This is a genomic window from Telmatobacter bradus (assembly GCF_048629425.1).
In the GTDB taxonomy this organism is placed as follows: domain Bacteria; phylum Acidobacteriota; class Terriglobia; order Terriglobales; family Acidobacteriaceae; genus Telmatobacter; species Telmatobacter bradus.
Genome location: NZ_CP184532.1, coordinates 480,733 through 501,190 on the forward strand (window position 1 = coordinate 480,733; position 20,458 = coordinate 501,190).

The window sequence follows — 20,458 nt, forward strand, 5'->3', positions numbered from 1 at the left end:
ACTCCCCCCCTCTTTTCATTCTTCATCGTCGACGATGTAAGGCTGCACCAACTCCGAATCTCGCTCAAGTGCGCACCACGCACGTGGCGAGATCAAAGACTTGATGAGGTCCGTCAAATAGCCGCGCGGCTTACCGTACTTGAACAAGATCAGGAAGGGTACCGCAAGAAACGGCACAACGAACTCCATAAACAAGCTCAGCGGCATCCCCAGCACCTTCGAATTCCCGGTGACGAAGTGACCAAAGATGTTCATCACCGCCGCAAGCGCCAGCACCAAGATCAAGTCCTCGAACTCCAGTCCAAGAAACGTCACCTTGGTGTGCAGGTTGCGATGAACGGGTGTCAGATCGAGGCTCATGTTCGTCTCCTTCAATTCGTGCTTCCTTAAATTCCATGTGCCTGCGTGACCATCGACTCGGCAAAGCGAACGATTCCAGAGACCATCAGGGCGCCTATTGCCGCGATGAACTTGCGTATCCATGTGGAGCCTGGATAAATCTCCGAAACGACGCCGCCCATGTGCATGGCCATCGCCGCCAATTGCGTCAGCGCGAAGACTGGCAGGATCACATTGGCGACCCAGTTCACCAGGTTCATCACCGCCGTCCAATAGCCGTCCGCGCTTGTCGGACCAGCGTTCTGGACAAAGCCTTCAAGGGCGCGCAACATTCCAGAGCACATCAGCGATGCGAATCCACCATAGAGAAGCTGCTCGAACTGTCCGCCCTTGCTGTAGCGATACACGGCCCCTGCAAAGAACGCGCCGGCCATCGTCGGCATCATGACGTTCCCGGCCCAGGAGGCAAGGTTCACAACTGCACCATCAAGACTCATCGCATCCTCCCTACGCCGCCATCGCCTGAAAGAGTTTGAGCAAACCGGTCACGCACAGAAACCCAATCGCTGAAAAGACAAGCCGCGTCCACGGCCTGTGCCGCACGAAGTTCACAACCGCGCCCACACACGCGAGTCCAGCCGCCGCGGGCATGATCTGCCCCACGATGTAGTTCCAGAGCGAACCAAGCATGTCGGTCGTGGCATATTGGCCGCCGGAGTTCCATCCTTGAAAGAGTTGCATCGTTGCCGAGAGCGACATAAGAAACAGCGCGGCGATGATCGATGGCAACGGATTCTCTCCAGCCGCCGTATCGAGCGTCGCCTTGAGCACGAAATACCCTGCAATGACCGGCACCAACTTGGCGACAATGATTTGATTGACAAAGTTTTTGAAGACCGATTCCATGCTGGCGAGCCAACTCGTTCCAACCGATCCGCTCGCCGATGGAATGGTAATGCCCTGCGCCGCAATCCACGAGAGAAGCTGGGGAAGTGTCAGTAGAATCACAGTCCAAAGCACCCACTTCCCAGTCTTGCCGTTGATGTGGAAGTTGGTGCCTCCTTCATGCCGCAGGCTCACTCCTGCGGCAGCCAGCGTGCAAAACGCCGCTGGCACTGCCAGATCGAACAGCAGTTGAAGAAGATCGGAAAGGAATTGCGGCACAGGCATCGCGTATTGTCCTCGTTATTGAATGCCCTGAGCTTGCGTGATAAAGCCCTCCGCCATCCGTCCGAGGCCGGAAATCACGAGCAGTGCAACGCCTGTAACACCCCACCCCATGTAGCCGCGGCCACTTTTGAAATGCCAGCCAGCAACGCCAAGGCACGCAATCGCAATCACCGGAGCGATTACATTGCAGCCCCAGTTCACAATGTTGAGGACCGTGCCTTCGACCGTGGTCGCCTGCTGACCCTGTACTGCTTTGCCGAACTGTGGTGAGGTGCCGAGGTTTTGCGCGGTCGCCACGAATGGCACTGCGAGATTGCCGGCGAGGATTATCCAAAATGTGAAGAGCAGAGAGATGCGTCTCCAGTTGATGGCACCGGGATGCTGAAAGGTTGATCGAGATACGGCAGGTGCTGTCGAGCCCCGCCAGAAGGCCAATGCGGTTTTCATGACTCACTCTCCTGGACGCGGCTGCTCGGGGCATCCGTGTCAGGAGTGAAGTTGAGGCCAAACCGTGATTCGGTCAAATTGCCTGCATATATTGATAGGTGTCCGTGATGCCCATCTATATAGAGGTAGCGAAGGAAATCGCGGCCGTAGCATGAGCGCACCTCGGCGACAATCTCCGGTCATAGAGCATTTGCACTTCAAACCGACACTCGTAGAGCGGACGATGAGCAAATGCTGCCAAATCCTTGCAATGGCCAAACATAGCCTCACAGAGTATAGATTTCTCTGTCACAGAATCGCTGAGAGCGCCATGCGGAAATATGTCAAACGCACAATGATATATCGGGATCGATTATTGGTCAAACGCACAGTGACACATTGGGACCGGTTATTGGTCAAACGCACAATGACACAACCGGACCGATTTTGAGTCAAACGCACAGTGACATATCGGAAACGGTTTTATGTCAAACGCACAATGACATAACCGGACCGATAATTGGTCAATTGTCTGCCCGAAAGGCCATGCGGCAAGGGCCACGACTGGAGTCTGAATCGTGCCTGTCATGCTGGCTCGCGACGCCACTGTACAGGACTGAGCAGGCCCCATACGGACACATAAATGCCCCGGTTCTGACGCCGGGGCATTCAATGCGGATAATGCGATCCTATTGGCCAGCCACTCTGTGCAATCCAGTCTGGCTCTCTTCGTGCTTGGTAAAAACGATGTAGATCTTCGTATCGGCTGGGACCGAGACGATAATCCTGCTGGTCGCATTCATGCTCATCAATTCAGAGTCGCCCGCGTTGCCGACGTTCTCCGCCACTCTTTGACGCAGAAGGTCGCCCTCTGAGAACGCGCCGCTGTTGTTGTTGCCGACCAGCATTGCGGCCAGTGACCCGACGCCCGACGCGGCCTTGATCAAGAAGTTCTTGCCCGTGTTCTTCCCGTACACGGTTCCCTTGATAGGCCCGAGATCAAGCCCTGCGCCAATGGCTTCGATCTTCTCTCGCTGCCCATCCAGCAACTCGATCTCATCGAACTTCACTCCGACAAATCCAGACCGATCCGCCTGCTGCAACTGCCCATAGACGTGTGCGCCAGCTGGCACAACGACGCGGTCGCCGATCGCATAAGTGTGCTCGACCACGGCCACAACCGGTGCCAGCACCGAGCTCGAAATTTGTGTTTCCAACTTCGCCTCAATCCGCGAACCGGGCGTCATCTCCAGCACCGGCCCCGTATCCGCCGACGCGTGAGTCACAGTGCCCATAGGCTGCGACGGCACAGGCGCGCGCACAAAAACCAGTGATGCTTCCTTCAAAGCATTCTGCGATTGCTGCACCTGAACAGGCGATGCGTGGCCGGTTTCGCCATACGGTTGCGGCTCCTCCCATTTCTGCTGCGTGTCGGAGAACGATGGGATGGCACCCAAAGTGTTTGCGCCCGCCGCGCTCCCCGCATGTGGCTTTGCAGGCACCGCATAGCCCGAGTGATCGCCCGCGCCCGGAGCCGGAGTGCTGGTACGCTTGATGTCGCCCGGATGCACCTGCCCGGAAGTATTCTCCTGAGCGTTGGTCTGAACGGTTTCCATCAAAGGCGTGACGCTCCCCTTGGATGGGCTTGGCGCTTGCTGTTGTGCCGGATGGCTTGGCTGCTTCTCGGTTGCCTTGTTTGTAGTGGAAGAGCGGTTGACGAGGCTCGTGAGAGCAAGGAAGAGCACGGCAGCCAGCAGTCCGCCGCCAAGCATGATCAGCTTGCTCTTCTCTATGCCGGACTTTCCGTTGCTGCCTTTTCTTGTCGCATGGCCCGTGGGTGGTTGCGCATCCGTACGGTCTTCAACCAGTGCAGGCTCCATCGGAAGAGGAGGCCCCGGACGCGGCGCTTCCGCAGAATCCTCGCTGTTTACCTGGGCAATCCCTAATCCAATTCCGGATTCATTGTTCTCGTTGTTGTTCATGGCATCTCCTTTTCCTGGGTCGGGTCCTACCGTACTCTGCCTGCGATGGGCGGCGTAAAGGGTAGACGAATCAGTATCGGCCGGTCCACCTGATCGGCCTGCGCAATCTGGAGGAAGAGCTTCTCCGTCGATTGCTTGAAGTTCGGACGATCGAAGACGACGACTCCATCCGCGCGCGCCCCGGCCTCGATCCTTGTCGTACTTAGCCTGTACTCGCGAATCAATAGCTGATCGGCAGTCAGACTCTTGCCTTCCTTCTTCTTCACCGCACGTCCGCTGATCTGAATCTGCGGTGGCACAACCTCCACGGGCTGAGCCGACGCATTGAGAATCGAGAAAGAAATGACCGTCTGATTGCTCCATTGCCGTATGTCGCCAAGCGAAGTTTCAATCTGCTTGCCCTCCCATTTTGTCCAACCCGGCGCATTGACGCGCATCTGCAACTCATACTCTTCGTCAATAGCGGGGATCGGTTTCGCAGTCGCTGGAATCCGTGGCTGAGTAGATGTTGGCGCGGTCCCTGTGGGTTCCACTCGCACGCGCTCCGCGCCTGCACTGCCAGTGATCAGAAAGCTTCTGGATGTGCGGTACTCAATCAAGAAGTCAACCGGCATTGCAGACCCGCTCGCGCCAATCCCATTGCTCATCAACTCCAGCGTCACATGCAGGCCGGATTTCGTCGCGATCAATAGGTTCGATTCAGCAGCCTCTTTCGTGATGGGCTTCACGTACACATACTCCGGCTCGCCCTCGTTGTGTTCCGCCTTGAAGGAACCGGGGCTGCCGAGGATCACCGACGTGATCTCCTCCGGCATATGGATCGTCGACTCGAACTCTGGTCGCAGGTGCAACGTGATAACCTCCGACGGGTTAATGGTGATCGTCGCAACGCGCGGCTTGACGGCGTTGTCAGCAGCGAACAGACGCAGTGGAAGCAGTACTGCGAAAGGGAAAAACCAGCGAAGTCTCATTTCAAGTTACCTCCTGTGCAATGAATTTGCAGCGAGTTTGCGCGCCGCATAATGACGCCGAACCGATTCGACGTAGGCGATGACATTCGGGTTGTTGTAGTCGAGTTGCCGCTTGCCGACCCATCGATCACCGGCGTAATAGGCAGCAGCCACAAGCCTCAGATCGCCGTGGAACTCCCACATCAGCGTAGTCACATACCGCGTTCCCGCCGCAATGTTCTGCTCGGGATCGAAGGGTTGGTAAGCGCCAAAGCGCCGCGCAGTCGATGGCATCAGTTGCATCAAGCCGAGAGCGCCCTTGCTGGAGACAGCACGCGGATTCCAACGCGACTCGACATCAATGAATGCAGCAACCAACTCCGCAGGCACGCCGTAATGGCTGGCGTAGTGCTGCACGCAGTTCTCCGCAAGAGCTGTGTTTGCCTGCGCCCAGCCAGCACTTGGAGCAAACAGAAAGAGCGCAAGAAACCATTTCATAACGCCGCGCCTCCTGAAGGATGGAGATCCTGTGCATACCGCGCCCCATCGACCAGCAGGCTTTGGAATCCTTCGCGCAGCAGCAGATGACGCCGATCTTTTTCGGTCTTGGCCAGGAAGGGAAGCAGCACATCGCGCTGCTCTTCCGTCACATGATCACTGCCCATCAACCGCAGCGCATTGGCGAAGTCGATCATCTCCGAGACCGAAGGCGGTTTTTCCAGAGAATAATTTCTGAACGAGCGTGCAATGCCGGCGATCTCGCGATGAAACTCCACGCCAGCTCCTGGAGTACGGCTGGCAATGATCTCCGCCTCGCGTTCCGGCGTCGGATGCTCGACCCGCACATACAAACTGCGCCGCCGGATCGGATCGCCCAGCCGCCGTTCCTCGTTGCTGGTGAGCACGACGAACGGAATGCTTTTCGCTTCAACCGTCCCAAACTCCGGAATCGAGAGCTGCCACGCCGATAGAATCTCAAGCAGCAGAGCCTCGAACCCCTCATCCACCTTGTCGAGTTCGTCGATCAATAGCACACATGGCTTCTCGCATTCGAGCGCCCGCATCAGTGGACCAGGCCGAAAGAAATCGCGCCCTTTCAGGTTCGCCTGCAACTCGCGCCAGCTCCCGCTCTCGCCGTTCCCCTTCGAAAACTCCATGTAAAGCCGCTGAAGGCTCTCGTCGAACCGCCCAATCGCCTTGTCCTCAGTGACGCCGCGGTAGCATTGCAGCCGCTCGATATGCGTCCCGGCCGCCTGCGCAACTGAGACCGCGAGTTGCGTTTTTCCGCTCCCCGCAGGTCCTTCAAGCAACAGCGGCTTCTGCAACTTCGCGGCCAGGAAGACAACCTGGGTCATCACGGGGTCAATGAAGTACCCGGTCGCCTTGAGCCGCTCCTTCAATTCGTCAAACGATTCAAACATCGCGTTGTCCCTTTCAGACGGTATTGATCTGAAACTCGATCAAGGAGCGATCCGTGCCCGTGTTCAGCGGTGTTATGCCGAAGATTGGTAATAACCGAGCACCACATCACGCACCATTCCAGCAGAGATGCGAGCATGACGCGGTTCGCGATTTCGGTCAAACGCGTTGATTTGATGCTTGCCGAAATAGGGCAGCGGAGTTTGTGTGGACAGGCCGAGCTGCAAACCTCTTGTTCGGAGACTGCAGATCACGCTCTCAGGCAATTCCTTGCATACGCCTGTGAACACGCAGAGCGATTCGTTCGGGAATTCTCAAAGAGGTGTAGCCCCTCTTGATTCTGGTTTCTTGGCGAGCGATCTTAATCACTCCAGGCTCCTTCGAGAAAAGACGTCTTATTGTGTTCTCGCTGAAGAACCAGAGTTTGGAAAGTTCAGCCACGGTATAGTGCTTTTCCAGTGCGGGAAAACCAGCAGTTCCCTCCTGGAAGCCAGGATTGATTGAAACGTTCTGCAGTTCATGTCGGAGTTCCATTTGGTACCTCTCACGATTTGGGTTTACGCAGATGAAAGAGGATGGGCTTCGGTCGAAGTTGCGGGTTCAACCGTGAACATCCTGAATTGCTCATGTCACAAGTAGCCCAGTTCGGACACTTGGTCAAATCAGCCACTTTCATGAGGCAAACAGCAAAGGAAGGCTCGATCAGGGAACGTACAATGGAATTCGCGGGAGCCTGGAATGACCATTCAGCATGGCGGACGAGGTGGGAAGATTCGAGATGGAATACGACTCGTCCATGGCTCAGGCAGGCAACTGGCCTCTAAAACTGATATTCCAGCGGCAATCGCAGAAGCTCTTCATCAGCAATTCAGCCAGGAAATGATCGTCCTGTTCCGCAGAGCGAATGTGAATCCTGCGTTCATCTATGCGTTCTCGAAAACAGGTCTAGTCGTGACCGAGGAGAATCGAGACCGGCTACCTCCGACTGAATGCCGGGAATGGAAACGCGCGCACCGTGAGTACCAGCGAAGACTGGACGCAGACAGCAAGGCCGTCAATTTTTGCTACACGCTGCATCATGAGCCCGGCCGGTCGGAGCTATCGAAGAAGAAGCGATTCGCCGCGTCCGAACTCGCTGTTGCCGTGCTCAATGCATTGGATGAGGGGATCAGCTCTTTTGCGATAGAAGGCGTCTTCCTCAACGCCTGGCTAACGTTGGCTTGCCGGCGCAACCATGTCCTTGCAGACGACCGGGAAGGGTTACGACTGCAATTAGGTGCGGAAGTGCCTGAAATCCGGAATCTGCTGAACGAAATCTACGATGATCTTCCGAATCCCTCCTGGAGTCCGGCCGTCGAAAAGCGCATTGCACGAATCGAGGCCGCGAGGGCTGTCCCAGAGACCTGGCTCGGGAAGCCGCCCGCCACCAAAGGCGATGCGGAGTGGGAGATGACTCCCGCTTTCGAGCACCTGCAATTCGCAATTGAGTTCTGCAACGCCGCGCAGGTGCCCGAGGATGTCATGGAGGCAATGTTCTTTCGCTTCTGGCTGCGGACGCTCGTTCTCAACGACCGGTTGCCCGAAATCTTTTTCCAGACGCTCGATCGGAACTGGGAACAGGTTCATGCGCAGGCTCAGAGTCATATGGCAAGGTACGCCGGTCCCCGCTTGCAGTAGTCCGTTCTTCATCGGCTTTCGGCCGGTCTGCCGAGCGTATGAGCTGCCAGCCCGCTTTCCTGTGACCGGAACCCGCAGCATTCGACGGACTGTTCTCTGGATCCGGCACGATGGTCGCACCGACATCCCACGCGTTACGAACGCTGTCCTGAAGTTGGATCTGTCTGGCCTTCACAAAAGGAGAGTAGCTTTTCTCGGTGATCTTTACCGAAGCGTGTCCAAGGAGCAGCGAAACCTGGTCGATGGGCACACCTGCAAGCAGCATCTCAACGGCGAAGGTGTCCCGGAACATATGGGGATGGCAGCGCTTCGGAGACCCATCGGCCTGAGTGAGATTGACCAGTTTGAAGAGGCGGCGGTAGCTGCGCTGCCAGTCGGCAACAACGCTCTTTGGCTGCCCATTGCCACTCCAGAAAAAGTAGCGTGGATTCGGCTTCGGACCGGGAGGAACATTTTGGAGAGCCTCGACCACCTGCGGCGGGAGCGGCACATAGACCGGTGTTCCGGTCTTGGCCTGATAGAGCATCAGGCTATCGCCGTGCAGCCTATCCCGCTCAAGAGTGACCGCATCGCGAATGCGGAGACCGCTCCAGCGCATCAGCAGGGTCATGGTGCGAAGCCGTGTCCGGTTGTCCTCTATTGGAACGACGCCGCCTCGCTTGTCTCCACACCTTGAGGTTGCGTCAAGTATTCGCTGGAATTCGTCGCGAGGGAAGTAGTCGGTCGGAACTTGCACGACCTTGATCTTGCCCAGCCCCATGGTTGGATTTTGGCTGATGTAGCCGCGACGGACACCGGCCCAGAAGAAGCCGATCAGACGGTCCTGTTTCTTCTGCTTGGCCAAACCGCCATCCTTCCAGGTACTTCGGAAAGAGAGGAGCGCGTCGAGATCGATCTGATCGAGGTAATCCAGCCCTTGCACTCGAGTCCAGGGAAGGAACTGCTTGCGGAAGATGGTATCAAGCTTTGAAAGCGTTGCAGGTTTCAGCTCCCGGCTGCGGGCGTCAGCCAGGTAAGACTCAACGGCCTTCACGATGGTCACTCTGGGCTTTTGCGGCGGTTGAGTTGAGATTTGGGCGGAGGGAACCGAAAAAACTGGTGCGGGAGAAACGACAGCCGGGTGCTCGGGCATCGGTGCTGACTGCGAAACCGGCTGGGCGGGAACGGACGCTGGATTTTCCAGACGATGGCGGTATTGCTCGGCCTCGTCCCAGAGGCGCGTTTTTGCGCTCAGGCGGTAGAACTCGCCGTCATGTGAACCCCAAATCCATTTGGGGCAGTTGCAGCGGCGCCACAGCTTGTCGCCGTAGTGTTTGCAGTCTGCGGAATGACGTGTGTAGACGGACAGCATCGGGCTCTCCCGCTTCAGACGGGATTCTGCTCGATTCGCCCAAATGGGTCAAACCCGACCGGCTACTGTACAAAATACTGTACAAAAATCGACCCGGTTTTTAGTCCGAAGATGCAAGTCATTAAGAATAAACGACTTGTTTATGGTGGAGGCGGCGGGAGTCGAACCCGCGTCCGAAATCGATGTCAGCCAGGAGAGTTCATGCTTTGTCCGCTTCTAGAAGGTTCGCCTCAGTCGCTATAGAACGGACAAGATACGTCCAAGGCTAGTCCGATTGATCTCGCTTCTGCCGCCCGGACCGAGCCGCTTCAGCCAGCCTACTGTATGACGTCTGCTCACTGCCCATAGGCGAAGCTGTGGAAGACGGCTACTTAGTTAATTAAGCAGCAAGTGCCAGATTGTCGTTGGCAACTTTGTTTTTGTAAGCGATTACGGGTGCCCACCCCCCGACATGTCTCCTGTGCCGCATGCGATACCGTCGAAACCGTGACGCCCCCATCCTGGTGTCGGCCAGAGGAACCTGCCGACGGGCTGGGCGCGAGCCGATGGCTCGTGCTGCATCTCTATTCTATCTCCGTTCTGATCTTTTCGCCGCATCTGTCCAAAACAAAGAAAACGGCCGCACAGACTGCGGCCGTTTCCCTGGAGATGTTTTTGATTTGCCGCCTCGTTTACTGTTGGTCCAGATCGATCTTTTCGTACTCGTGGCGGGCGATGGCGGCACGGATTTGGGCAGGCGTCTTGCCCAGACGCGTCTGCTGGTAGGCAAAGAAGCCTTCCTTGGCGCAGGTGGAGCACTCGGTGCCGTGGTCGGTCTCAAAGCAGCTGCGCAGGCTGGTGTGGCCCAGGGCACGGTCGCAACGGCAGTAGCAGGGCAGTTGATAGACCACGCTGCTGACTTTGGCCACCTGCTGATAGACATGCACCTGCCACGGATAGCGGAAGTGCGATCCCTTGAGCTGCGTACCAGACCAGATCGTGGGCAGGGCAGTGACCTTCAGCGGAGCTGAGGCATGGTAGGCTGGCACGTCGTCGGCTGGGTTGGACCACTGCGCATAGCTGGCCACAGTCAGCAGAAAGACCACAAGACCGAATGCCCAGCGGGCGGGAATCAGCTTTTTCATCTTGTCCTCTTGAGCAAAATTGTACCCGGAGCGCTTTGCAAAGGTACAGTGGGCTGCAATGGTCAGTTTGGCAGGGCGGGATATTTTTAGGGGTAAAGAACGGATGTGTAGGGTGCAAAAAAAGACGGCACGAACGGTCGTGCTGTTCGTGCCGGGAGGCCAGTGACGCAAACTACTTCCAGCGGGGGAGAGGACTTGCCATCTCCTCAGGTGGAATATATACACCATAGCATAGGTTGAGAAGAATGCAAATACAAAATTTGAGATTTATTTTCTCTTTCTTAGGGGTTCTTGATTGTAAATTTATTCCGTTGCAGACTGGATTGCAATGTATCGAGAGGGCGGGCTGGGGAAGGGATGCAGTGGCCTTGTCTTTTATATGTATTTATTTATCAACGTCATGCGGTGGACAATCTGGCAGCGTGGTGGGGCTGGGGTGCCTGTTTGCAGGGGTTTTTCAAAGACCCTTCTTTTTCTAATGTCCATATAAAAGATCCCTTTAGCCCCAAAAAAATTAGATTCTTCTGAGATAAAAGCAGAAAAAAGGATTTTCCAGAATCCATATTTTTGGAGATTGTAGCTTTGTGGCAAGCAGAAGCTGACCGATTCCGAAGCCACGCTGAGGGGTGGCCCCGGAAAGCGGCGGAAATTATTCTTTTTAAGTGCGTTTGTCTTCTGGTTGCGGGGGCGGCGGCTCGGCGGCGGACAGCACAGAGAGTCTCTGGGCTCGGTCGCTGATTTCATCTCGCAGTTCCTGCCAGAGTTCGCTGGGAATCTGCAGGAAGGCTTTGACGACAGCCGGATCAAATTGGCTGCCGACGCAGCGCAGGATTTCGGCCTGTGCATCCTCAAAGCTGCTTGCTTGACGATAGGGCCGATCACTGGTGATGGCGTCGAGCGCATCAGATACGGCAAAGATGCGTGCTCCGATTGGGATTTGATTGCCGCGCAGGCCACGGGGGTAGCCGCTTCCGTCGTAAAATTCCTGATGGCTGTAGACAATCTCCGCTGCTTCGGAGAGAAAGGGAATCTTGCGCACCATCTGGTACCCCCGGTCGCAGTGTTCGCGCATGATCCGTTGCTCATCCGGCGTCAGTTTGCCGGGCTTGCGCAGGATCTTGTCGGGAATGGCCATTTTCCCGATGTCATGCAGAAAAGCGCCGCGGGCAATCACCTTGATCTCGGCCGGCGGCAGGCCCATGGCCCGGGCCAGGGCGATGGTATAGGCTGTCACCCGCTTCGAGTGTCCTTCAGTCTCAGAGTCCTTCAGATCGAGCGCGTCGCCCAGAGCCTCCAGCGTTACGTCGTAGCTGTGCTCCAGGTTTTCCATGGCGTGGCGCAGCATCTCGGTACGGGCCTGTACCATCTGCTCCAGGTTCTGCCGGTAGATGAGGCGCTCCTCCATTTCCTGACGCCGGGCGAGCGCCCGTTCTACGGCTAGCAGGAACTGTTTACTTTCAAATGGTTTGGGCAGATAGTCGCAGGCACCACGCCGCATGGCGTCAATGGCTACGTTCAGATCCTGTACGGCTGAAACCACCACTACCGGCACGCTTGGATACAGATGGCGAATCCGATCCAGCAGTGCCGTGCCATCCATGTCCCGCAGCACAAGGTCAGTTAAAACCAGCAGGAAAGAGTTGCGCTCCAGCGCGATCAGGGCTTCAGCACCACTGCTGACCAATTCGCAGCTGTAGCCGTGGTGTTCCAGGGTTGCGCCTAAAAGGCTTCGAACAGGCAATTCATCGTCTACAACCAGAATGCGGCTGTCTCGTCTGGAGGAGAGGGCAGTATTGGAGTCTTGCGCGTTCGTGGTCGTTTGACTCTGGAAGTCGTGCTTCAGCAGTTCGTATTCTGCACGGGGGGGTAGCAAGCAGTTTTCCTCCTGGAGGTTTGGAGCGTTTTCGGAATACACGTGACTTTTATGCGTTCTTCTGGGGCCCATTATCTTGATGAAAAAGACACAGAAGAGTATTCCTTCGGTCTACAGCTATTTCGAAAATGCTTTTCATTGCCGCAGTCTTTCTCCTCCTGCAAGACAATCCAGTTACCTATATGGTTGCCCTGTCCAGCCAGAGAGGAGAATTGTCGTGGTGCATCAATCCTTTGGCTGTTTGATGTTTTTTTTCGTGTCGAGCGTAAAAAAACAGGTTTTGCTACAGAAATTACTTTTTGCGAACCCGGTTCTACTTGATCCGAGTACGCTGTTTCCCCGTTTTAGTTCCAACCCTGCGTAAAACCGGAAGCAGGGAAAAGTTGTAGTAATGAAAAAACTGAATGTCTACCACTAGGATGCAAAAAGCCGGTTCTGTGGTTGGGCACAGGAAGATCCGACAGGGCATCATTTTAAAGGGGCTGGTTCCTTTATGGAAACGTTCCCAATGGGGGATGTTGTCGTTTTATCCCGGGTGCAGGCAAAAAAACAACCCGCGATGCTCAGACTCTGCGTCGCGGGTTGCTGTTTGAGGGGTGTGTGCAGAGCTTCAACACTTCTTAGAGGAAAATCAGAATAAACATGCCCTTGTTGAGAGCATGCAAGGGGTCTTTTTCTTGAGGGAAAAGACCCTCGATGGAATTGCCTCTGGGTACAGCTACTTTGCTTTAGCTGGAGCTTTGCGGCTTTTGGCCCAGTCTTCCTTGATTGCTTGCCGACTGCGTGCCACGGCCAGCGCATCGTTGGGAACGTTCTTGGTGATGCAGGAACCCGCGCCCACATAAACACCTGTGCCCAGCGTGACCGGGGCAACCAGCGTGGAGTCGCTTCCGATGAACGAACCTGCTCCCACGTCGGTGTGATGCTTGTTTACGCCGTCGTAGTTGCAGGTGATGACGCCTGCACCAATGTTGGTGTCAGCGCCGATTTCGGCATCGCCCAGGTAGGTCAGGTGGCCGGCTTTTACGCCCTTGTGCAGTTTGGCCTTTTTGGTTTCGACAAAGTTGCCGATGTGTACCTGTTCGCCGATCTCGCTGCCCGGCCGCAGATGTGCGAAGGGGCCGATGTTGGCTTCTGCGGCGATGGTGCTTTCTTCGAGTACGCAGCTCTGGCGGATGAGTACGCCCTCGGCTAGCGTGCAGTCTTCAATAACGGAAAACGAACGCACCCGGCAGCGTGCGCCAATTCTAGTTTTGCCGAGCAGTTGTACGAAGGGCTCGATCACCGAGCCTGCCGCCACTTCAACCTCGGGGTCAATCACGCAGGTCTCCGGCCGGTAGAGGATGACGCCGTGTTCAATCAATCGTGCGGCGGCCTGGCTGCGCGCCTTGGTGTCTTCTGCCACGATCTGTGCTGCTGTTTTCGTGCTCATTGTGTTTCTTTCTCTCCTGTGGAAAGGCAGGTTCTAGGTGCTAGGTGCATTGGCTTGGGGGATTTCCCTCAGGGGCTAAAGCCCTTGATCTTTTGGCGGCATTTGCGGCACAGCTGAAGTCGTGCCCTTCAAAACACCGCTTTGACCAGAGGTTCCGCAGTACCTGGTTTCCAGCTTCCAGCCTCTAGCTCCCAGCTCTCAGGTCCCAAAAGCGGGACCTGGGCACCCGGTGTGGGTATAAATTCAAACGGTCAGAAACCTAGCATCTAGAACCTTCATTTCTACTGTTTCGGCATGGGGATGGTAATGTCGATTGTCTGCGCCGGGCCCAGACCAAGCGCGTCCAGTCCGGGTTGAATCTCCGGCTTGTTGCCCACGACCAGAATGGCGAGCTTTTCCGGGTGAATGTACTTCTTGGCTGCCGCGGTTACATCGGCTACGGTTACCTTTTCGAGTGCTGCCTTGTAGGTTTCCAGATAGTCGGGCGGGAAGCCGTAGAACTCCAGCCGTTCACGCTCGGCCAGCACTTTGGCCCGCGTGTCGTAGCGGAAAAGGAAGGAGCTCAGGATGTTGTCCTTGGCGCGTTTCACTTCTTCTTCAGTAAGCGGACGGCTGTTGAGGGCCTGCAGTTCGCTGAGCGTGGCGTGGGTTGCATCCACGGTGGAAGCGCTCTTGGTCAGCACGGCGGCGTCGAAGGTTCCGGGATGATCCCAGCCCGCGCCGTAGGCACCGCTAACGGCATAGGCGTAGCCCAGCTCTGTACGCACTTTCTGGAAGAGACGGCTGGCAAAACCTCCGCCCAGAATCTCGTTCATCACGGCCAGAGCGGGGAAGTCAGGATTGTTGCGCAGTGTGCCCAGCCCTACGATCTGCACATTCGACTGATTCACGTCGCCCTTGTGGATGAAGTAAACACCCGGCTTGGGATCGGTGAATTTCTCCTTGTCAGAAGCAGGCTTTTCCACGGCAGGCATATCCGCAAAGACGGAGCGCACCTGGGCTTCCATGGCCTTGGCGTCAAAGTCACCATAGATGCCCACGATCAGCCTGCCCTTGAGGCTGTGCGTGTGCCAGGCCTTCAGGTCAGAGACACTGACAGCGCCCATGGTGGCCAGCTCGGGCTGGCGGGCGTAGGGGCTGTGTGCGCCATAGACCAACTTGGCGGCTTCGCGGCCGGCGATGGCGTCCTCGTCGTCATTGCGACGCACAATGCCGGTGGCCTCCTGCTGCTGGGCTAGCTGCAGTTTTTCCGCGTCAAATTTGGGATGGAAGAGCAGCTCCATGGCCAGATCGAAGACCTGATCCGCGTCGCCCTTGAGCGAGTTCCAGCTTATGTTGGTGGATTCCAGTCCGCCCCCGGTCTCGATGCTGGCGGCTTTGGCTTCCAGCAGATCGTCCAGCGCGTCGCCATTCATCTTGGCCGTGCCACTGGTGCGCCAGGCCTGTGCGTACAGGTCGATCAGGCCAACCTTGGAGGCGGGTTCATCGTGCGATCCGCCGGGGATCATCACCGATCCGGAGACAAAGGGCAGTTCATGATCTTCCTGCAGGAAGATCACAATGCCATTCTTCAGCTCAATGCGCACCGGCTGATGAGGATGAAATTCATGCAGCGCGGGAACCGGAATCTGCTCCCACGGCTTGGCCTGCTGCGCCTGTGCGGGAATCGTCAGCAACGCCCCCGCGCAAATTGCAGCGGCAACGATCCAGCGTAGAGGGGACACTCTGTTCTCCATGCTCAGTTTTTTGTTCTTCATCGCGCGCCTCCATCCTTTGCGGTAGCTGTTTCGGTGTCGATTTCGGCGCTGGTGCGATTGGAATCCACAAACACCTTATTGGCGACGCGACGAATGTCGGCCTTGGTCACCTTGTCCACACGGTCCAGTTGGAGGAAGAGTTCACGCCAGTCGCCGTAGCGGGTCTGCGCTTCAGACAGAGCGTTGGCCAGCCCCTGATTGTCGCTGAGTCCACGCAGCAGCTCAGCGCGGGTTCTGGTCTTGAACATGGCCAGTTCGGCGTCAGTCACGTCGGTGGTCTTCAACTTTTCAATCTCTTTGTGGATGGCCGTACGCATCTCGGCCGGTGTGTGGCTGGGCAGCGGCACGGCATAGAAGGCGAAGAGGCCGGGATACTTGTCACCGGGAAAGGGACTGAAGCCCTCGGCCTCGGCGGCAATCTGCTGGTCGCGGACCAGGCTGCGATAGAGTCGCGAAACACGCCCGTTGGACATGATGTCGCTGATGGCGTTATAGACGGCGTCGTCGGGATCCTGATAGTTGGGCCGGTGATAGCCCTCAATGTAGAAGGGCTGCGTCTGCTCGCGAATGACGACCGACTTTTCAGCGAACTGGGTCGGCTCAACCGTGGTCATTTCTTCTGGCTTGGGTCCGCCGGGAACCTTGCTGAAGTACTTTTCCAGCAAGGGCATGGCTTCGGCCGCTTTTACGTCGCCCACCACGGCCACCACGATGTTTGCGCCTACATAGTACTTTTTGTGGAAGTCCATGGCCTCGGTGGCCGTGATCTGGCCGACCTCGCTGGGCCAGCCGATGGAACTGCGTCCGTAGGGGTGCGCTACATAAGCTGTGGCCAGAAACTGCTCCACCAGACGGCCGATGGGGTTGGAGTCGGTGCGCATGCGCCGCTCTTCAATCACCACTGAACGTTCCTTGTAGAACTCGCGGGGAACCGTGTCGGCCAGCCGTGCGCTCTCCATCCAGGCCCATAGTTCCAGACGGTTTTCCGGCATCGACCAGAAGTAGAGGGTGTTATCCAGCCCGGTTTCGGCGTTCAGGCCCGCCGCGCCGTTGCGCTCGGCCACGTCGGTGAACTGGTTGGGCACCACAAATTTGTGCGCCGTATCCTCGGCTGCCTTTAGATCGGCTTCCAGCTTTTTGATTTTTTCGGGGTCGCGGCCGACTGGCTTGAGCTGCTCGGCCTGCAGGGCGTTGTTGGCGACTTCCACCTTGTCCAGCGCCAGCTTTTCAGCGGCGTAGTCGGTGGTGCCAATCTGGCTGGTGCCCTTGAAGGCCAGATGCTCGAACATGTGCGCCAAGCCGCTCTGTCCGCTGGGGTCGTTCACATCGCCTGCATCAATAAATGTGGCGTAGCTGAAGACGGGAGCCTCTGGCCGCTCGCAGACGATCAGGGTCAGCCCGTTGGGCAGCACCTTGGTGGTGATGCGCCGCTCAAAGCTCTTCAGGTCCTGGCCATGTGCAGCAACAAACGCTTGCACAAGCACCAGAGCGATTGCCAGAGCCTTCGCCCTAGCCAAAAACGGGGGAATACGATTGCCCACTCTGCAGCCTTCCTCTCTGGCAGAGCCGCACTTGCAGCGGTTCCGCTCTCCCTAACACGCTAGTGGCAGAGGCGAGGCGAGTCAAACGGTAAAGAGGAAGCCGGGGCCTGTTTCCCCCTCTTTTCTGTTTGAAAGGAGGGGGAAGAGCAGCTATTCCACGTCGTCGTTGGCCTGTTTGTTGGCGAGGCGTTCCAGCTCGTTGCGCCAGTCGAGCGACTCAAGGAAGCCCTTGGACTCGCGCCAGTTGGCTTCAACGATCACATGCAGCTCAAGGTAGACGCGGGTGCCCAGCAGGCGTTCAATCTGCAGACGGGCGCGGGTGCCAATCTCCTTGAGCTTGGAGCCGCCCTTGCCGATCAGAATGGCCTTCTGGCCGTCGCGCTCGCAATAAATGGCGGCGGCAATGCGGGTGAGTGGAAGCTTCTCCGGCTGGCCCTTGCGCTTGCGGCCAGTCTGCGGCTGGGGCTCCTCCCACTGCTCAATGACGACGGCAGTGGCGTAGGGAACTTCTTCGCCGGTCTCCACCAAAATGCTTTCGCGGATCAGTTCGCTGGCCATGAAGCGTTCTGGCTGGTCAGTGTACTGATCCTTGGGGTAAAAGCGCTCGCCGGTGGGCAGCTTTGCAATGATCTGCTTGACGAGCAGGTCGAGGTTGTCGCGCTTGCGCGAGCTGACCGGGATGACCTCGGCAAAGTTGTGCTGCGTGACGAGCTTCTGGATGAGCGGCAGCAGCTCTTCCTTTTTGACCAGATCGATCTTGGTGAGCACCAGAAAAACGGGGCAGTCCAGCTTCTGGATCAGGCCGAAGAGGAACTCGTCTTCGCTGGCCCATCCGCCACGTTTTTTGCGGGGTTCTTCCGCAGATTCGGATGTGGTTTCGGCAGCGATCTCGGCAGCGTTTTCTTCTTCGGCTGGGGCTTCGTCGTCTGCTTCAGACTCAGCGGCGATGGCAGCGTCAGTCTTGGCGGCAGCAGCGGCAGCGGCTTCAGCCAGACCTTCCAGCTGCACGCGGCGCGTGGCGTCCATGAGCACCAGCACGAGATCACGCGCTTCCAGAGCGTCGTAAACCTCCTGCAACATGCGGCGATCCAGCTGCGAGCCGGGCTTGTGCACACCGGGCGTATCGACAAAGACGATCTGCGCGGCCGGATGCTGGCCCTTGACGGCGGGGGCTTCCACCACGCCGATGACGCGATTGCGCGTGGTTTGCGGCTTGGCCGTGACAATGGCCACTTTTTCGCCGGTCAAAGCGTTCAGCAGCGTGCTTTTGCCCACGTTGGGGCGGCCCAGAATGGCAACAAATCCTGATTTCAAGCGGTAACAGTCTCCTGACTGAGTGTACGGCATTTTGAGCTGCACGGAACGAATAGCTCAGTCGCCAGCGGGTTTGGCTTCCGCCGGTGGGAAGATGCGCACGCGTTCGACGCGGCGATCGGTGGCCTCAACCACCTCAAAGCGCAGGCCTGCCTGCTCGGCCATCACCACCTCGCCCGCCAGTGGAATGCGTCCGGCCAGCTCGCTGACCAGTCCGCCGAGGGTGGTGGCTTCGTACTCTTTGTCCAGCTCGATGGGCTCGCCAAAGACTTCTTTCAGGCGATCGACCGGAAAGCCGCCGGGAGCTAGCCAGGAGCCGCCAGCCTCACGCAGGGGGTCTTCCACCGGCGCGTCTTCTTCGTGCTCGTCGCGGATCTCGCCCACGATCTGCTCCAGCAGGTCCTCAATGGTGACCACGCCGGCCACGCCGCCATACTCATCAATGACCACGCGCATGTGCTGCTGTTCGCGCTGCATCTCGCGCATCAGCTCATAGCCGCGTTTGGTTTCAGGTACAAATTCTGCTTCGCGCGCGATGGAAGCCACGGTGCGGGTGTGGGCGGCTTCATCGGAGATCTGCAGCAGGTCGTGCGAGAAGGCCAGACCGGTAATGTTGTCGAGCGTGCCCACATAAATTGGAATGCGCGAGTAAGCGTGTTCCTTGAGCAACTCCAGAAACTCTTCGAGCGTGGTTTCAGACTCGACCGCAAAGATTTCGGGCCGGGGCGTCATCAACTCACGCACCAGCTTGTCGCCAAACTCCACAGCGGAGCGCACCAGATCGCTGTCGCTCTGCTCCAGAATGCCCTCTTCTTCGCCGGCTTCGATCAGTGCTTCCACGTTCATGCCTGGTTCTTCCTCGTCGGCGGTGGGCTCTTGGGCCAGCGTACCCACCGAGAAGAAGAAGCGCACGGGCACGGAGACCGGGGTCATTAGCCAGAGCAGAATGCGGATGGGCCAGAGCAGTGCTGCCGCCCAGCGGCCACGTGTACGGGCAAAAAGCAGGGCAGGAATCAGTTGGTTGGTGAAGACAATCACCAGCACCACGCCCAGCATGGTTTGGGCAACTTCTATGGCTGTGGGGCGGTCCATCTGCGGAGCGCGATCATAGAGCAGCGCGCCGAATTCCAGCGCAATCATGGCCAGCGCAAGCAGTTCCAGCAACGAGGCGCAGAGGGAGGCGTGTTCGCGCTCCAGGCCGAGGTGCGGCTCTATCTCCTCTTCCCACGCATCCAGATTGTCCTGCTCTTCCCGCGAAAGGATCTTACCAAACTCGGCATAGATGCGGCGCATGTAGCTGGCCAGCGCACTGATCAGCGCCAGAGCGGCCACCAGCAGCACCGATAGAGGATTCATCGGGATTTCCTCTTTGCGGCAGGTTTTTTCGTCGCGTTTACTGCGGACTTCTTCGCCACGGCTTTTTTAGCGGCAGCTTTCTTTACGGCAGGCTTGGCTGTTTTGGCTGTGCTTTTGGTAGCCGCTTTTTTAGCGGCAGGCTTGGTGCCTTCCACGCGTTCGATCAGGCCCAGCGGCAACTTGAGCGTGGAGCGCAGCTTCTGCTCGCGGCGGGCCATCTGGCCTTCATCGGCCTCATGATCGTAGCCAGCCAGGTGCAGCAGTCCGTGCAGAAGAAGAACCTTCAGTTCCACCAGCAGTGCATGGCCCTGCGCTGCGGCCTGTTGGCGGGCGGTATCAATGCTGATGGCCAAGTCGCCTGCCATGCGCTCGCTTACTGGACCAAAACCCTCATCCAGCGCGGGGAACGAGAGCACATCGGTGGCCTTGTTCTTGTGGCGGAACTCTCGGTTGAGGCGGCGGATGTTTTTGTCGTTCGTCAGCAGCACGCTGACCACGCCGCGCAGGCGCACGGCTTCCTGCGCCTCAGCCAGAAATTTATCGAGGGTGCGGGCTGCGGGAATGCGCTGCGCGGAAAGCTTGCTTGCGCCGTCAGCCGAGGCTACGGGAGCGGAAGATAAGTCGGGATCGATCTGGATCATTCTGCCGCGAAGCTGTCCTTCCCTAAGCTTCGCGCTGGCTCCATTCTAGAGCAGTTTCTATTGAAACTACGCAAACAGATTGCGGCAGGAATCAGAGTTTCCATGC

At 57.4% G+C, this 20,458-nt stretch carries 20 protein-coding genes and 1 other RNA gene; 1 reads left to right on the plus strand and 20 read right to left on the minus strand.

Annotated elements, in window-relative coordinates:
- Positions 1 to 15: 15 nt before the first annotated feature.
- The 10 genes from ACOBR2_RS02105 to ACOBR2_RS02150 all read right to left on the minus strand — a co-directional run bounded on the left by ACOBR2_RS02105 (position 16) and on the right by ACOBR2_RS02150 (position 6,820).
- Positions 16 to 360, minus strand: coding sequence for a hypothetical protein (locus tag ACOBR2_RS02105; protein ID WP_420238418.1), 345 nt, complete (start codon positions 358 to 360; stop codon positions 16 to 18).
- Positions 361 to 386: 26 nt separating this feature from the next.
- A complete protein-coding gene (locus ACOBR2_RS02110) occupies positions 387 to 836 on the minus strand; it encodes a hypothetical protein (RefSeq protein WP_420236816.1) in 450 nt (149 codons plus the stop codon).
- A 10-nt stretch (positions 837 to 846) separates the two neighbouring features.
- On the minus strand, positions 847 to 1,503 hold the full coding sequence (locus tag ACOBR2_RS02115; RefSeq protein ID WP_420238419.1) for a hypothetical protein: 657 nt from the start codon (positions 1,501 to 1,503) through the stop codon (positions 847 to 849).
- A 21-nt stretch (positions 1,504 to 1,524) separates the two neighbouring features.
- A complete protein-coding gene (locus ACOBR2_RS02120; protein WP_420238420.1) occupies positions 1,525 to 1,956 on the minus strand; it encodes a hypothetical protein in 432 nt (143 codons plus the stop codon).
- Positions 1,957 to 2,624: 668 nt separating this feature from the next.
- A complete protein-coding gene (locus tag ACOBR2_RS02125) occupies positions 2,625 to 3,917 on the minus strand; it encodes a TrbI/VirB10 family protein (protein WP_420238421.1) in 1,293 nt (430 codons plus the stop codon).
- A gap of 26 nt (positions 3,918 to 3,943) precedes the next feature.
- Entirely contained in the window at positions 3,944 to 4,888 is a 945-nt protein-coding gene (locus ACOBR2_RS02130; RefSeq protein ID WP_420238422.1) for a hypothetical protein, read from the minus strand.
- 6 nt (positions 4,889 to 4,894) lie between these two features.
- Positions 4,895 to 5,365, minus strand: a complete 471-nt coding sequence (locus ACOBR2_RS02135) for a lytic transglycosylase domain-containing protein (RefSeq protein ID WP_420238423.1) — start codon at positions 5,363 to 5,365, stop codon at positions 4,895 to 4,897.
- Positions 5,362 to 6,267, minus strand: coding sequence for an AAA family ATPase (locus tag ACOBR2_RS02140; protein WP_420238424.1), 906 nt, complete (start codon positions 6,265 to 6,267; stop codon positions 5,362 to 5,364). Before ACOBR2_RS02140 ends, ACOBR2_RS02135 begins: the two co-directional genes overlap by 4 nt.
- Positions 6,268 to 6,360: 93 nt before the next feature.
- A complete protein-coding gene (locus ACOBR2_RS02145) occupies positions 6,361 to 6,513 on the minus strand; it encodes a hypothetical protein (RefSeq protein WP_420238425.1) in 153 nt (50 codons plus the stop codon).
- Between the two features lie 31 nt (positions 6,514 to 6,544).
- Complete coding sequence (locus ACOBR2_RS02150) at positions 6,545 to 6,820, minus strand: hypothetical protein (RefSeq protein ID WP_420238426.1); 276 nt, start codon at positions 6,818 to 6,820, stop codon at positions 6,545 to 6,547.
- A 204-nt stretch (positions 6,821 to 7,024) separates the two neighbouring features.
- On the opposite strand from ACOBR2_RS02150, the gene ACOBR2_RS02155 reads away from it, so the two are divergent.
- The gene (locus ACOBR2_RS02155) at positions 7,025 to 7,963 is read left to right on the plus strand and encodes a hypothetical protein (RefSeq protein ID WP_420238427.1); all 939 of its coding nucleotides are present in this window, start codon (positions 7,025 to 7,027) and stop codon (positions 7,961 to 7,963) included.
- Here the strand turns inward: ACOBR2_RS02155 and ACOBR2_RS02160 are convergent.
- The 10 genes from ACOBR2_RS02160 to ybeY all read right to left on the minus strand — a co-directional run bounded on the left by ACOBR2_RS02160 (position 7,851) and on the right by ybeY (position 20,352).
- Complete coding sequence (locus ACOBR2_RS02160) at positions 7,851 to 9,314, minus strand: tyrosine-type recombinase/integrase (RefSeq protein ID WP_420238428.1); 1,464 nt, start codon at positions 9,312 to 9,314, stop codon at positions 7,851 to 7,853. The genes ACOBR2_RS02155 and ACOBR2_RS02160 overlap by 113 nt on opposite strands.
- Before the next feature lie 143 nt (positions 9,315 to 9,457).
- Positions 9,458 to 9,811: a transfer-messenger RNA gene (gene ssrA, locus ACOBR2_RS02165) on the minus strand.
- A 174-nt stretch (positions 9,812 to 9,985) separates the two neighbouring features.
- Positions 9,986 to 10,438, minus strand: a complete 453-nt coding sequence (locus tag ACOBR2_RS02170; protein ID WP_420238429.1) for a PCYCGC motif-containing (lipo)protein — start codon at positions 10,436 to 10,438, stop codon at positions 9,986 to 9,988.
- 658 nt (positions 10,439 to 11,096) lie between these two features.
- Positions 11,097 to 12,311, minus strand: coding sequence for an HD domain-containing phosphohydrolase (locus ACOBR2_RS02175; protein ID WP_420238430.1), 1,215 nt, complete (start codon positions 12,309 to 12,311; stop codon positions 11,097 to 11,099).
- 718 nt (positions 12,312 to 13,029) lie between these two features.
- Positions 13,030 to 13,743: a DapH/DapD/GlmU-related protein gene (locus ACOBR2_RS02180; protein ID WP_420238431.1), complete on the minus strand. Its 714-nt coding sequence runs from the start codon at positions 13,741 to 13,743 to the stop codon at positions 13,030 to 13,032.
- A 281-nt stretch (positions 13,744 to 14,024) separates the two neighbouring features.
- On the minus strand, positions 14,025 to 15,500 hold the full coding sequence (locus ACOBR2_RS02185; RefSeq protein ID WP_420238432.1) for a M16 family metallopeptidase: 1,476 nt from the start codon (positions 15,498 to 15,500) through the stop codon (positions 14,025 to 14,027).
- Positions 15,497 to 17,041, minus strand: coding sequence for a M16 family metallopeptidase (locus ACOBR2_RS02190; RefSeq protein ID WP_420238433.1), 1,545 nt, complete (start codon positions 17,039 to 17,041; stop codon positions 15,497 to 15,499). The genes ACOBR2_RS02185 and ACOBR2_RS02190 overlap by 4 nt, the downstream gene beginning before the upstream one ends.
- Before the next feature lie 150 nt (positions 17,042 to 17,191).
- A complete protein-coding gene (gene era / locus ACOBR2_RS02195; RefSeq protein ID WP_420238434.1) occupies positions 17,192 to 18,388 on the minus strand; it encodes a GTPase Era in 1,197 nt (398 codons plus the stop codon).
- Between the two features lie 24 nt (positions 18,389 to 18,412).
- Positions 18,413 to 19,711: a hemolysin family protein gene (locus ACOBR2_RS02200; RefSeq protein ID WP_420238435.1), complete on the minus strand. Its 1,299-nt coding sequence runs from the start codon at positions 19,709 to 19,711 to the stop codon at positions 18,413 to 18,415.
- Positions 19,708 to 20,352, minus strand: a complete 645-nt coding sequence (gene ybeY / locus ACOBR2_RS02205; protein WP_420238436.1) for an rRNA maturation RNase YbeY — start codon at positions 20,350 to 20,352, stop codon at positions 19,708 to 19,710. Before ybeY ends, ACOBR2_RS02200 begins: the two co-directional genes overlap by 4 nt.
- Positions 20,353 to 20,458 lie beyond the last annotated feature (106 nt).